We start from the raw sequence: 14,621 nt of genomic DNA, 5'->3' as shown, positions 1-14,621 counted from the left end.
ATTAACCGTTCGCTATTTTTTTGCCAGAAATTTATATCCAATGTTCAACACGGCCTAGTTATATGGATTAAAGCCTATGTTATTTTTTCGTCCAAATTTTAGGGAATATTCAAATTGGTGTTCTATTGCGATAGTGCTTGGCCTTGCCATTTTTAGCACAAGTGCCATCGCTACTACTAAGAATACTGCCAATCAACCGCAGACCATTCCTAGTGACGTTATTATTGATAAGGTTTTCGTCGATAAATCTGCTCGTACCCTGCAGCTACTAAGTGATGATAAGGTGATTAAATCTTATCATATTGCGCTCGGTGGTAATCCTATTGGACATAAGCAACAACAAGGCGACCAGCGTACCCCTGTTGGCAGCTATACACTCGATTATAAAAATGAAAAATCTAAATTCTATCGCTCTATTCACGTAAGCTACCCCAATACTACCGATAAAGCCCGAGCCAAATCGCGAGGTGTCAGTGCTGGCGGTGATATCATGATTCATGGGCAAAAAAACGGTTTTGGTGCATTGGGTCTACTGAACCAGCAACGCGATTGGACGGAAGGCTGTATAGCCGTGACCGATGATGAGATGGATGAAATCATGGCTGCGGTAAATGTTGGTACACCGATCGAAATTGTAGAATAAATAGTTTGTTAATTTCCCGCATTTGACTGTTTTAGTCGTCTGCTAAAATATATTTCTCTGTGTTTGTACAGCCTCAAGACTTCCTAATTTTTCTTTACTAATTTCTCTTGAAATCTCTTATAAATGTGCCTATTAATACTTTGAAGTTATATCATTGTTATGAGTAAGGTTTAATTTTTTTTTGCAGATTTTACCTTTGCTCATATATGTGCTGCATAGGTCGATACCAACAAGTCAATAAATACTATTGACAATAGTTAAAATGACATTGAAATATTACTCAACAAACCTTATATAGATAACAACGAAAAGCTTGCGGCACCTTAATACTTATAAAAAGCCGCAGCGACTAGCAGATACAAACGACTATTAATTATTAAAGGACACACTATGAGATTCGAGAAATTTACCCAAAAATTGCAATCAGCGATTCAAGAAGCCCAAAGTTTGGCGCTAGGTCGCGACCACACTGGGATTGACCCTGTGCATTTGCTGGCCGTATTGCTACAAGATGAGTCTAACTTATCTATTTGTCAGCAAGCCGGCGCGTCTATTCCAGCATTAAAAAATGGCGTGGCAAAAGCGCTTGACAATCAGGCGACAATTAGCGAGCCAACTGGTGACGTTAATCTAAACCCAAATTCGGTGAAGATTTTGAACTTGGCCGATCGCCAAGCGCAAAAAGAGGGCGATGATTTTATCGCCACTGAATGGGTGATGTTGGCACTTGCTGAGCAAGGCGACACCAAAAAGATATTTGAAAGTGCTGGGGTGACGGCAAGTAAGCTAAAAGCGGTCATTGAGCAACTGCGAGGTGATGAAACGGTGAATAATCAAAACGCCGAAGATCAGCGTGATGCGTTGAATAAATATACCATTAATTTAACTGAGCAGGCGGAGCTTGGTAAGCTCGATCCGGTGATTGGTCGTGACGAAGAGATTCGCCGTACCATTCAGGTGCTATCGCGTCGTACCAAAAACAACCCTGTGCTCATCGGTGAACCAGGTGTTGGTAAAACCGCCATCGTTGAAGGTTTGGCGCAAAAAATTATCAATGGTGATGTGCCAGAAGGACTGCGCCGTAAAGAAGTGTTGTCGTTAGACTTAGGGGCGCTTATTGCGGGGGCAAAATTCCGCGGTGAGTTTGAAGAGCGTCTCAAAGCGGTTCTTAGTGATTTAGCCAAGCAAGAAGGTAATGTCATCTTATTTATTGATGAGCTGCACACCATGGTCGGCGCTGGTAAGTCAGAAGGCGCGATGGATGCAGGCAACATGCTAAAACCTGCGCTTGCTCGCGGTGAGCTGCACTGTGTCGGTGCGACGACCTTGGACGAGTATCGTCAATTTATCGAAAAAGATGCTGCGCTTGAGCGTCGTTTCCAAAAAGTATTGGTCGATGAGCCAACGGTTGAAGACACCATTGCGATTTTGCGTGGTCTAAAAGAGCGTTATGAGTTGCATCACGGTGTCGATATCCAAGACAGCGCGATTATTGCGGCAGCGCGCATGAGCCATCGTTATATTACCGATCGCAAATTGCCAGATAAGGCAATTGATTTGATCGATGAAGCGGCAAGTCGCCTACGTATGGAGATGGACAGCAAACCTGAAGCACTCGGAAAGCTAGATAGCCGTTTAATTCAGTTAAAAATGCAGCGTGAAGTACTCAAAAACGAAGAAGACGCGGGCGCGCAAGCAGAGCGTAAAGTACTTGATAGCCAAATTGAAGAGTTAGAAAAAGAATACGCGGATCTTAATGAGATTTGGCAGGCAGAAAAAGCGCTGGTTAAAGGCAGTCAGCAGCTAAAAGACGAGCTGGATAAAGCGCGTATTGCTTATGACAAAGCCAGTCGTGAAGGCGACTACGAGACCATGAGTAAGCTGCAGTATGAAACCATTCCGCAGCTTGAGCGCCGTATTCACGAGTCTGATTTGGCTGAGCAAAAAGAGCAGGCAGAGGACGCATTGGGCGGCAAGTTATTACGTACTAAAGTCACTGATAACGAAATCGCCGAAGTTGTAGCAGCGGCGACTGGTATTCCAGTGAGCAAGATGATGCAAGGCGAGCGTGACAAAATGCTGGCGATGGAAGAAAAACTCCACGAGCGCGTTATCGGTCAAGATGAAGCTGTCGAAGCTGTCGCCAATGCGGTGCGTCGTAGCCGAGCTGGTTTGTCCGACCCGAATCGTCCTTCAGGTTCGTTCTTGTTCCTTGGGCCAACGGGTGTTGGTAAAACGGAGTTGACCAAATCACTGGCGAACTTCTTGTTTGATAGTGAGGATGCAATTGTTCGTATCGACATGAGTGAGTACATGGAGAAACACAGCGTTAGCCGTTTGGTGGGCGCGCCTCCAGGTTATGTCGGTTATGAAGAGGGCGGTACGTTGACCGAAGCGGTACGCCGTAAGCCTTATAGCGTGATATTATTTGATGAGGTCGAAAAAGCGCATCCTGACGTGTTTAATATCTTGCTACAAGTGCTAGACGATGGTCGCTTGACCGATTCGCAAGGCCGCGTGGTAGACTTTAAAAATACCGTTATTATTATGACCAGTAACTTGGGTTCGCATAAAATTCAAGAAATGGTTGGTGAGAGCTACGAGGATATCAAAGCGGAAGTCATGGAGTCGGTCGGGCAGCATTTCCGCCCAGAATTCGTCAATCGTATTGATGAGATTGTGGTTTTCCATCCGCTTGGTATGTCGCAGATGTCCGGTATTGCGGCGATTCAGTTGGATCGCTTGCGTCAGCGCTTGCATGAGCGTGAGTTGGATATCGAGCTATCAGCCGATGCGATGAACAAGCTGGTGGCAGTTGGTTACGATCCTGTGTATGGTGCGCGTCCACTAAAACGTGCTATCCAGCAAGAGATCGAAAACCCATTGTCATTGAAACTGCTGGCGGGTGATTTTGTTCCAGGCGATATCATCAAAATCGATGTCGGTGCTGATGATAAGTTGACCTTTGATAAGCTTAGAATGAGCTAAAATAAACGTTCGTTTTAACGTGCATTGATTAAATATTATTTGCTAAATGGTATAAACCTAAAAACCTCTTATTTGCCTATTTTTATATAGGTAGGTAAGGGGCTTTTTTTGTGCCAATATTATTTACCGTTTGCGCGCTTTGACTGTGGTATAAATAATGATAAGGCACATAAAAAGACGGTAAAACTAAGGAGATAAATCAGGATGATGAACAATAAAAAATCGACAAACACGCCATTACTATTATCATTAGTCATGACATCACTGCTGTTTAGTGCTTCTGCATGCTCCAATCCTGCCACCGTCAATACCAATAACGATTTGACCGAGTATAAAGAAGGGCAAGCCTCTGTCAATGAGTCTCTAGCCAATACTGAAAAACCTACTTTTACAACCAAGACGGTCGCTAGCTTCGATGAACCTTGGGCAATGACCGCATTACCTCGCATTCATAATCAGCCACTCAAACTGCTCATAACCCAAAAAGCAGGCGAGCTTTTGATTGTTGATACGGCAACAGGTGTAAAGACAAGCGTTAATGGTGTGCCAAAAGTAGCATATGGCGGGCAGGGCGGACTTGGCGATATCATTCTTGCGCCGGATTTTGCTACTTCTAATAATATCTATATCAGCTATGTCGAGGCGGGCACAGGAAGCGACAGTAATAAATTTGGGGCAAAAGTTATCAAAGCCACATTAACGGGCTTAGATACTGACGCGCCACGCTTGCAAGCCGTAACGCCCATCTGGGAGCAAACCCCGAAACTAAAAGGACAAGGGCATTATAGCCATCGCTTGCTTTTTTCACCTGACGGGCAGTATTTATATATCAGCTCAGGTGAGCGTCAAGAAAAAACACCAGCCCAAGATATGAGTGTGAATCTGGGCAAAATTATCAGATTACATGGCGATGGTTCAGTGCCAGCCGATAATCCATTTGCACAAAATGGTAGCGATATTGCTACCCAATTTTGGACGATTGGTCATCGTAACGTACTTGGTATGGCATTCGATGATAAAGGTAGGTTGTGGGCGCATGAAATGGGGCCGCGCGGTGGTGACGAATTTAATCTGATAGAAAAAGGCAATAATTACGGCTGGCCCGTGGTCTCGAACGGACGCAATTATTCCGGGACGGATATCCCTGATCATGATACGCGCCCTGATTTCGTCGCGCCAAAAATATCGTGGACGCCTGTAATATCACCGTCGTCGATTAGCATTTATCAGACTGGTAAATATAATGATTTTCCAGCGTGGCAAGGTAATGCCCTTATCAGCGGCTTGTCATCAAAAGCGCTTATCGTGGTTAAGTTTGCTGACAATAACGGCGCTGCCGAACGCTACCGCTATGATATGGGTGAACGAATTCGTAGTGTCTTAACTGTCGATGGGCAAGTGTGGTTATTAGAAGATGGCGATAAAGGTAGGCTGCTGCAATTACTACCTCGATAGCCATTTAAATAACTAATTAGACTGCGAGTCATATTACTAATAAAAGAGTCTAGTCGCCCTTATCTTGTAGTAAATTGATAATTAGGGCGCAGTTTGTTAAGGTAGCCTTTCTTAAATTTAAGGTTTTAGCCAATGAACGAAGTAAAAGTAAGTAAACTTGGACCCTTTCCAAAGGTAAATAAACCGGTGTTTATTACCTCAAGTGTCTTAATCGTCGGTTTTATTATCTTTGGTTCGTTATTTTCTGAAACGGCAGCAACACTTTTTAGCTTCTTACAGGCCTTTATCGCCGAAAAATTCCGCTGGTTATTTATCATCTTATTCAATATGGCATTGGTATTCTGTATTTATTTGACTGCCAGTCGCTACGGTGATATACGTCTAGGCAAACAGACAGAGCGACCGCAATATACTTATTTTCATGGATTGCAATGTTGTTTTCGGCGGGCATCGGGATTGGACTGGTGTATTGGGGGACGGCTGAGCCTTTATATCACTTTATGGCGCCGCCGCTTGGTGAGGCAGAAACCTTAGAGTCGGCAAAACAAGCGATGAATCTGTCGTTTTTACATTGGGGGGATTTATACCATTGTTACACTGTCGCTTGCGTACTTTCACTTTCGCCGTGGTTTGCCGTTATCGATACGCTCAACCCTTTATCCTATTCTTGGACAAAGGATTTATGGTAAATGGGGGCATACGGTCGATGTCTTAGCCGTGTTTGGCACCATGTTTGGGGTCGTGACCTCTTTAGGTCTTGGCGTTATGCAAATTAACGCAGGTCTTGAAGGCTTGTTCGGTATTCCCTCTACTTTAACGATACAGTTTATCATCATTGCTTTTGTGACCTCATTAGCTTGTGGTTCACTGATGCTCGGTCTTGATAAAGGTATCAAACGTCTTAGTGATATTAATATGGGGCTGACCGTTATTTTATTGGCGTTTATGGTAATTTTAGGCCCAACGCTATTTATCTTTGACAGTTTTATAGAAAACGTGGGCAATTATTTGGCAAACATTGTCACGTTGTCGACGTGGAGCGAAGCCTATAGTAATACCGATTGGCAAAAAGCTTGGACGATATTTTATTGGGCATGGTGGGTCAGCTGATCGCCATTTGTCGGTGTTTTTATTGCGCGTATCAGCCGTGGACGTACCATTCGTGAGTTTGTATTTGGCGTGCTGCTGATTCCGATGACGATTTTGTTTTTTTGGTTTACGACTTTTGGCGGTGTGGCGATACAGATGGAGCTGCTCGCCGGCATGAATCCTGAGGTAGTTAGCCCAGGATTGGTCGCGGCAGTGCAAGTCGATTACGGTAGTGCCATCTTTAAGCTGGTTGAATATTATCCATTGACCAAACCGATTACCTTATTAATTGTGGTGATGATTGTCCTTTGGTTTGTGACCTCATCAGACTCAGCCAGTTTTGTCATCGATATGCTGACGGCGGGCGGTGATACCAATCCACCCAAAATCCAGCGTTTGTTTTGGGCGCTGATGCAAGGTTTGATTGCCGCCATATTATTGGCAGCGGGCGGTTTAGATGCCCTGCAAGCGGCGGCTATTGTGGCAGGTCTACCTTTTGCGTTGGTCATCTTTGTGATGATGTATGCGTTACTGCGCGGTATGAGCCGCGACCGACTTATCTTATATCGCAATCAGCAGCGTTATATTACCGATGAGTCAGCTGACCATAATTCGGCCAGTGAGTTTGTCGATGAGGACTTATTAAAAGGTCCGCCTAAAATTGTTAAAGGTGATTAATTAAGCTGCGTATAGTCGGTGTAAAATCAATAGATACGTGAGTTAGCACGTGCAACTGGTATAAATTTTCCTTGCTTGCCGCTATCACAGAGGCTACGCAAAACTCATCCCAGTCGCACTGATTGATTTAAAGCGAACCTACTGTTAGCGGTTCTAAAAATATCGGCTTTAAAATCGTTTTTATTAAACCAATCATGTAGTTAGCTGCCGTTGGTTTTACTTAAAAACACAATATAATAATTGTCATTCAAAATCCTAAGATGCATCGTTGTCTTAGGATTTTTTATGGACATTTAATCATTTATAGGTTTTAAACTGGTAATTTTCACAACGACAATTTTACAGCCACACTGTCACTATAAACATTCACCTTTGACATAGCTGACGGCTTCAGGAGTGCTACAAGCTGAGCAAGCATTGCCCGCCGTACGATAGCTTATCACTGAGCCGACTTGCGTTTTTACGCAGACCGGATCGTATTGCGCTGTACACATGGTTTTTGCAGGGTCGAAGGTTGGGCATTGTGCTACAAGGCCTTTTGGGGGTTGACTGGTGTTAGAGGCGGGCGGCTGAATGGGCGTGCTATCAGGCATCGGGTTTGAGTTAGAACTAATATTGTTACAACCTGCTAAAGCTAGCATAAAGCTTATGGTGACTGTAAGTTTGAAAGTAGAGAGCGCGCGCATAATAAATATCCTTATATCGTTTTTATCATTTATTTTTGCATTAAACGCCAGTTTCAAACAAAAAGCAAATGTGCTATTCGTTTTTTAATTCGTCGCTGATATTTAATAAGCATATTATTAGAGTAACAAAAAACCCAAGCTACGAAGGCTTGGGCTTTTGATATTAATTCTTATACGTTTCTTGACTGAGCTTTTATAAACTTAGAGCTTTTATAAACTTACTGCGCAGGTTTATCCTCTTTATTAAGCTGCACATATTTATCAAAGTTTTGTGCGTAATCAGTCAAGTTGTCGCTTAACATTTGGCGATATTGTTTGGTATAAAACTCAACGATATCGTCTTTTTCTTTAGCAAAATCATCGCCTTTTACAAAGCCAATCGAGGCAACTGACGCACTATAACGCGCTGCTGCATACAGCAATGACGCGCCAACTTGGCCTGAGTGAGCGTTAGGGCCCAGTTGACTATTGGCGACGCCAATGATTTCGTCAGCACGTTGATAGAACGCTTGCATTTCAGGAGTGATTTCAAGAGCGGTATCAATTTCGTCATTTTGGCTATTATTTAAAGCGTCGTTTAGCGCGTCATTTTGAGCATTGTCTGGCATATTGTCTTGAGACATAAGCGACTCCTAAGAATGGTAAGTAAATTTGAATATATCATAGCGGTCTTTAAAATTGATAAGTATAAAGACCGAATACATCTAAAAAATGGAAACAGTCTTATAAACCTGCATCGGCTTTTAAAGTTTCTGCTTTGTCCGTTTTTTCCCACGTAAAGGCAGTTTCAGAACCTTGACGACCGAAATGTCCAAAGGTTGAAGTTTGCTGATACATTGGCTGCAATAAATTGAGCATACGTGTAATACCATAAGGACGTAGGTCAAAATGTTTACGAATCAAGCTGATAATTTCATCGTTGCTGATTTTATTAGTACCAAAAGTATTAATTGAAATCGAAGTCGGTTCAGCAACGCCAATCGCATAGCTGACTTGTACTTCACAGCGATCGGCAATACCGGCAGCGACGATGTTTTTGGCCACATAACGTACTGCATAGGCAGCGCTGCGATCGACTTTTGAAGGATCTTTGCCACTAAAGGCACCGCCACCATGACGCGCCATACCGCCGTAAGTATCGACGATGATTTTACGACCAGTCAAACCAGCATCGCCGACAGGACCACCGATGACAAATTTGCCAGTTGGGTTGATATGATAGCGCGTACCAGCATGCAATAAGTCTGCTGGCAGTACTTGTTTGATAATCGATTCCATGACCGCTTCTTGCAAATCTGTTTGTGAGATGCTTGGATCATGCTGCGTTGATAACACCACGGCATCAATGGCAATCGGTTTATTACCGTCGTATTTGAGGGTCACTTGTGCTTTGGCATCGGGACGTAGCCAAGGCAATTCACCAGCGCGGCGCAGCTCAGATTGACGCTCCATCAAGCGGTGCGCATATTCGATAGGCGCGGGCATCAATACTTCAGTCTCATTGCTGGCATAACCAAACATCAAACCTTGGTCGCCAGCCCCTTGTTCTTCAGGGCTGCTACGATCGACCCCTTGAGCGATTTCTGGCGACTGCTTACCGAGCATATTAATAACGGCACACGTCTCACCATCAAAACCCAAGTCTGAGTGATGATAGCCGATGCCATTTACCGTATCACGGACGATACGCTCGACGTCGATATTGGCAGTCGTGGTCACTTCGCCTGCTAAGATGACCGCGCCAGTTTTAACCAGTGTTTCGCAGGCAACGCGGGCATGAAGGTCTTCACGTAAGATGGCATCAAGAATAGCATCTGATATTTGGTCAGCCATTTTGTCAGGATGACCTTCGCTCACAGATTCTGAGGTAAATAAGTTGTATTCGCGCATAATGGGATCGCTTAATTGAATCAATAAAGATAGGAAAAAGTATAACGTCTGAGCGCTGCTTTAATTAATATTGACCAAACAAATCAATTGCTCGGCGTTAAATTTTTGATAAATGGGTGCTGCTAAATTCGTTTATAAAAAAGGTATTTACTAAATAGGTTTTAAAAATATGGTTCAACTTAGCCAGTTTCCATGCGTTAGCATAAATGATAATTAATACTAAGCATTTACCTATAATGGGTTTATTGCCTGATGATATAAGAGGTGATTAATCTGGCGCATCAGGCTAAAAATAGGCTTATTCTAACTCGAAACGTGACAAAACTCTAGTGAGCTGCGCTTGTTATACGATAAGTAAACCTCAACAATACGCCTATAGTCGTTAAGTAGCATGCTATCTGTAGGTTCGTTTTGTTATGAGCAATTTTCAGTGGATATGAAAAGCATCATATATACCCTAATGTTTAAAATGATTGTTTTAAACGGTGACTTCAATTTTTAACTCTAAACTATAACTCTAAAAACTTGGCTTTGTCTTTAAACATACATTCTTCATAAACAGGACACGCGCCGCATTTTGGCGTGCGAGCTTGACAAGTATAGCGCCCATGCAAAATCAAATAATGATGCGCATCTACGATAAAGTCATCGGGAATACGTTCGAGCAGTTTTTTCTCAACGATTAAGACGTTTTTACCCGTGGCAAGTCCTGTACGATTGCCGACGCGAAAGATATGGGTATCGACCGCCATCGTCGGCTGTCCAAAAGCGGTATTTAACACCACGTTTGCCGTCTTACGCCCAACGCCTGCTAGAGACTCTAAATCTTTACGGTTATCAGGAACGGTGCTATCAAACTTCTCAATCAAGTCACGGCAAGTTTTGATGACGTTTTTGGCTTTGGCGTTATATAAACCGATATTCTTAATATACGTTTTTAGTCCTTCTTCGCCTAATGCCAAAATGGACTCAGGCGTATTGGCTACCGGATAAAGCTTATTGGTGGCAATATTGACGCTGACATCGGTCGCCTGCGCCGATAATATGACCGCGATAAGCAGCTCAAAGTTGCTGTTATAATTGAGCTCAGTCACTGGCTCATCAATCGTCGCCGCCAGTTTCTCAAAAAACGGCCGCACATCACGATTGGGCATGCGCCTCGATGGCGGCGTATCGGCAGTTTTATGTTTAACGGTTTTACTCATGGCATTGTTAGCACTGTTTTATTCATTATTTTATTCATTGGTTATTCAAAATTAGAGATGGGTTATTAAAGTTGGGTAAGCTCAGTTTGTAATGCTTCAAGCTCCGTCTGTTTGCTCTCATTAGGCCGTACGCTCAGCTGCTTTTCTAACTTCTTGATTTTACTGCGTAGTTTAGCTGCGGCAATGGTATTTTTTGCTTCTTCTTCGCTGATATTTAACGATTGACTGGCGGCATTATTTAGCTTGGCTTCTACCATGCTGACCACCGGCTTGCTATTGCTGCTATCCGCTAGCTGCTTACTAACGCGTCTTAAATGCGTATGATAACGTTGGCGCAAATCCTCTTGTTCAAGCGTGCGTTCAGCTGTCGATTGGGTACGCTCAACGGTGACTAAGTCTATGCAATCAACTGGGCAGGGCGCGATACATAGCTCACAGCCCGTGCATAAGTCCGTAAAAATAGTATGCATATGCTTACCAGTCCCGACGATGGCGTCAACAGGGCAGGCGGGGATACACTTGGTACAGCCAATACAATCATCTTCTCGAATCACCGCGCGCACTTCTACTGGACGCTGAGAGCTTACATCTATCGGCCATTTTGACGGCTCAGCGTTAAGTGGTTGTGTATCGCTACTATCTTGATTGATGATTTGCGCAATCGCATCGGTCACCGGCTGACCGCCGGGCACACATTTATTATAAGGCTCATTATCAATAACAATCGCCACCGCGTACGGCAAGCAGCCATCGGCATGGTCACAAAGCCCGCATTGGGTTTGCGGTAGGCAGGCATCAATACGCGCAATCTTTGCTTGGGTTGCGGTAGGCAAGCGCTCTAGGTCCAAGCTATCGAACAAGATAGGCAAATTGGCGAGACGGATAAGATTGCTGTTGTTACTGGTAGTGCTTTGCATTTAATGTAAAACCTTTATATTAGTACTAAGTGCTAATATGAGAAAACAGGGTAATAGCGTTATTTATCAAGAGCATTGATATTTAATAAAAGACATCTTGGTCTTATAAATTAAATATCGATTAGAGCGAGATGCCTTGTTCATGAGCAATTTGTGCAATCAGCGCATAGGCAATACTACCTTTAAACGGTATTTTTGGTAAATTTGTCAGGTCAAAAAAATCGGCGTGTGACAGCTCGTCTTCTTGTATGACGATATCTCCACCCGCATACGCCGCCCGAAAGCCGAGCATCAAATTGGACGGAAATGGCCAAGGTTGACTGCTGACATAGCGAATGTCTTTGAGACTAATATTTACCTCTTCTGTCACTTCACGTACCACCGCATGCTCTAAACTTTCACCGACCTCTACAAAACCGGCAATCAAACCATATTGTAGCGCTTGTTGAGGGGTTTTTTGTTGCCCATAACGATGATGGTGCGCTAATAAAATTTGCATGGCACCCGTTTGTGGATTGGGTCGGGTAATGGCGGTAATGATACACGGCTGCACACGTGGATACTGACGTAAGCGGCAAACAGGACAGACCATCGCGCGCTCACCGTGGTTGGCATGGACAACAGGAGCTGCGCAGCGACTACAAAACCGTGTGTCTGCTTGCCAGCGTAACAACTGTATGGCTTGGCTAAGTTGGTCAGATAAGGCAAATGGCAGCTGTGTAATAAGCAGGCGATACGCAATAAAAGCACACTCGTCATTACCTAAAGTATTTTTTTCTTTATTATTGCTTGTTAAACCGCGACTTTCTAACTCAGCATTTTCTAAAATTTTAGGCAACGTAACATGATTTGCTATCGCATAATCATAAGTCATTGCTAAGGTAGCTTTTGACGTAAAAGCATTAGTAGTAAATGTATTAGCAGTTTCGCTTTCAAAAGCAGTCAAGCTGTTTTTGTTTTGACGGCTATCATCATTAGGTAGCCAATGAGTCGGCGCTAAGCTTTCAAATAGTGTCACTCGGCCAACTTGATAGGCTCGCTGCGTGCTATGAGTGTCATGAGTGTTTAACGCTGGGTTATCGATATCAGACTGTGGTAACTCAACCTGCATAGGCCACCAGCCATGAAGCGTTTGACGGCATAAAATCGTCTCGTCACGAAGTATAAAGGCATGGCTCATAGGTTCAGTTTCCAAACAATCAAAGACAGACTCTTATCCGTTTGGGTAGGAGTCTGTTTAAAATAAGCAGTTAGATGATAACTAAATAAGTAAGCTATCTATCTAATACACTAAAATTATGCCGCAAGCAGTTGGCTTAAGCTTTGTTGCCCGACATCTAACGCTTGTTTGCTGACAGGACGATTATGCTCAAAGCCATCTAAATGATGGTCAACGGCCATAATGACATCGGCAATATAAGCCAAAGTACCATCATCTAGACGTGCACCACTATTAATACGCTGCTGTAAATAACTTGCCAATTGGCTAAGCATACTGGCGGGCGTTGGCAGCTGTAAAAAGCGCACTGCACCTGACACTTGGCGCAGCATTTCAGGAATATTTTGAATATTTAATACATCGCGCTCAGGCTCAGCCAAATAATCGGTGATGGCTTGTTCGGCGCTGGCAATCGCCGTACGGCTTTCTTGTATCAGGGTATCATAGGCAGTATTCAGCTGATGCAATGATATATGCGGATTATTCAAAGGTAAATAGATTGCCCCAGGGGTATGCATCTCTGCCATGGCGATAGTGGCGTTTTCTGCGTGCATCAAAGCGAGTAATAAATGGTCAAAATCTTCTGGCGTAGGCGCGCGCCATTTTTTCACCGCTTCTGCGGCAGCATTGAGACTGTTTGCAGCATTTGCCAGACCTAATAATTGAAAAGCTGAACGCAGCTCAGTCAGTTGCTCGGTGATTTGCGAGGTTTGCATATCGACAGGGTTGATAGAATCACCACGTGCGTAGCTATCGACATTTTCTTTGATAGTGTTGATTTGCGCTTGAATAATGGTGTTTAAGGTATCGGTTAAAGCACGATTGGGTCCAAATAAGAAGCGCGCCATTTGTTTGCGCTGTGAGTCTTCCAATTGATTGGCGGCATATAGTTCACGCAGCGTTTGTGCCTCTTTGGTATCGCGCTGGCAAGCAAAGCTGACCAAGTGCGCAAAGCGCGTGTCCATTACTGGCAGATAGCTTTGAAACTGCTGCTCTAAATAAATAAGCGTGTGTTTTTGGCTTAAGCTTAGCGGCAAAATGCTGGCAATATCCGTAACGGCAGCGGTGGCTGCTTGCCAAAACAGGCTGTTGGTATTTGCTGCTATCAAGGCGCACGCTGCCGACATCGCATCGAGCTTTTGCTGCTCATCCTCACTTACCTTACCGTCTTGATTTAATAAGGCAACGCCAAGTCCACTACGATAAGCATAAGTTAATAATTCGCTATCAAGATTGAGCTCGTTAAGCGGTTGAAAGTTGTTTTCAGGATTAGCGATAATGACGCTGCTATGACCAAACGCGGCAAAATAATCGGCATCGATCGGTGCTGCTTGCCCATGAGCGTTGAGTCTATTGATGATAGGCAGGAGTAAAGTCGGCTCTACCGATTCGGTCAGCAAAATAAACTCAATATAACGATCAAGCGTCATAATGGCTTCTGATAAATCCATAATCAAAGCATTATCATTATTATCACGGCTGTCATAAAGTTTTTGCAAGCCATTGACGATGGCGTTATTGAGCACTTCTGCCCCGACCGAAGATATCAGCTGAAAAATACAAGACAGCTGTTTTAGGACAATAATAGAGTCTAACAATAAAGGCGCTTGGCTATCGTCATCATTAAATTCGCCCAAATGAATTTCAGTATCTTTTAAAATGACCTTAATTTCATCGTGCAATAAATGCAGCGATGGTAGGTTAAAATCAGTCACACTCAAGGTCGGGGCGGTTAATTTCATTTGTGTAGAAGGATTCATAGTTGTTTTTTTCCATGACGTACTGATGAAAATAGCAAAGGTTTAGATGAGCATTTGAAAATGTCTATAAATAAGGTTTTAACGCTTATCG

General features: G+C 43.6%; 10 protein-coding genes and 1 pseudogene. 4 read left to right on the top strand and 7 right to left on the bottom strand.

Going from position 1 to position 14,621, the window contains the following annotated elements:
* The first annotated feature begins 76 nt into the window (after window positions 1-76).
* The 4 genes and pseudogenes from B3R91_RS08755 to B3R91_RS08740 all read left to right on the top strand — a co-directional run bounded on the left by B3R91_RS08755 (window position 77) and on the right by B3R91_RS08740 (window position 6,853).
* Window positions 77-643 carry a L,D-transpeptidase family protein gene (locus B3R91_RS08755; protein ID WP_286797252.1) on the top strand — a complete coding sequence of 189 codons (567 nt, stop codon included), beginning with the start codon at window positions 77-79 and terminating at the stop codon, window positions 641-643.
* A 390-nt stretch (window positions 644-1,033) separates the two neighbouring features.
* A complete protein-coding gene (gene clpB / locus B3R91_RS08750) occupies window positions 1,034-3,631 on the top strand; it encodes an ATP-dependent chaperone ClpB (protein ID WP_286797251.1) in 2,598 nt (865 codons plus the stop codon).
* A gap of 204 nt (window positions 3,632-3,835) precedes the next feature.
* Window positions 3,836-5,086 carry a PQQ-dependent sugar dehydrogenase gene (locus B3R91_RS08745; protein WP_286797250.1) on the top strand — a complete coding sequence of 417 codons (1,251 nt, stop codon included), beginning with the start codon at window positions 3,836-3,838 and terminating at the stop codon, window positions 5,084-5,086.
* A gap of 132 nt (window positions 5,087-5,218) precedes the next feature.
* A pseudogene (locus B3R91_RS08740) lies at window positions 5,219-6,853 on the top strand (BCCT family transporter).
* Between the two features lie 356 nt (window positions 6,854-7,209).
* Here the strand turns inward: B3R91_RS08740 and B3R91_RS08735 are convergent.
* The 7 genes from B3R91_RS08735 to B3R91_RS08705 form a co-directional block, all read right to left on the bottom strand.
* Window positions 7,210-7,539 carry a hypothetical protein gene (locus B3R91_RS08735; protein ID WP_144297078.1) on the bottom strand — a complete coding sequence of 110 codons (330 nt, stop codon included), beginning with the start codon at window positions 7,537-7,539 and terminating at the stop codon, window positions 7,210-7,212.
* Between the two features lie 218 nt (window positions 7,540-7,757).
* Window positions 7,758-8,054 (bottom strand): DUF3144 domain-containing protein, encoded by a 297-nt coding sequence (locus B3R91_RS08730; protein ID WP_102077162.1) that lies wholly within the window; start codon window positions 8,052-8,054, stop codon window positions 7,758-7,760.
* A 208-nt stretch (window positions 8,055-8,262) separates the two neighbouring features.
* Window positions 8,263-9,429 carry a methionine adenosyltransferase gene (gene metK / locus B3R91_RS08725; protein WP_191691369.1) on the bottom strand — a complete coding sequence of 389 codons (1,167 nt, stop codon included), beginning with the start codon at window positions 9,427-9,429 and terminating at the stop codon, window positions 8,263-8,265.
* A gap of 509 nt (window positions 9,430-9,938) precedes the next feature.
* Window positions 9,939-10,634, bottom strand: coding sequence for an endonuclease III (nth, locus tag B3R91_RS08720; protein WP_286797249.1), 696 nt, complete (start codon window positions 10,632-10,634; stop codon window positions 9,939-9,941).
* A 65-nt stretch (window positions 10,635-10,699) separates the two neighbouring features.
* The gene (locus B3R91_RS08715) at window positions 10,700-11,551 is read right to left on the bottom strand and encodes an RnfABCDGE type electron transport complex subunit B (RefSeq protein ID WP_286797248.1); all 852 of its coding nucleotides are present in this window, start codon (window positions 11,549-11,551) and stop codon (window positions 10,700-10,702) included.
* A 121-nt stretch (window positions 11,552-11,672) separates the two neighbouring features.
* Window positions 11,673-12,731 (bottom strand): NAD(+) diphosphatase, encoded by a 1,059-nt coding sequence (gene nudC / locus B3R91_RS08710; RefSeq protein ID WP_286797247.1) that lies wholly within the window; start codon window positions 12,729-12,731, stop codon window positions 11,673-11,675.
* Between the two features lie 116 nt (window positions 12,732-12,847).
* On the bottom strand, window positions 12,848-14,530 hold the full coding sequence (locus B3R91_RS08705; RefSeq protein ID WP_286797246.1) for a hypothetical protein: 1,683 nt from the start codon (window positions 14,528-14,530) through the stop codon (window positions 12,848-12,850).
* Window positions 14,531-14,621: the final 91 nt, after the last annotated feature.

It is taken from the genome of Psychrobacter sp. UBA6291 (assembly GCF_002439405.1).
Classification (GTDB): domain Bacteria; phylum Pseudomonadota; class Gammaproteobacteria; order Pseudomonadales; family Moraxellaceae; genus Psychrobacter; species Psychrobacter faecalis.
This window is presented reverse-complemented; position numbering and strand designations above follow the sequence as displayed.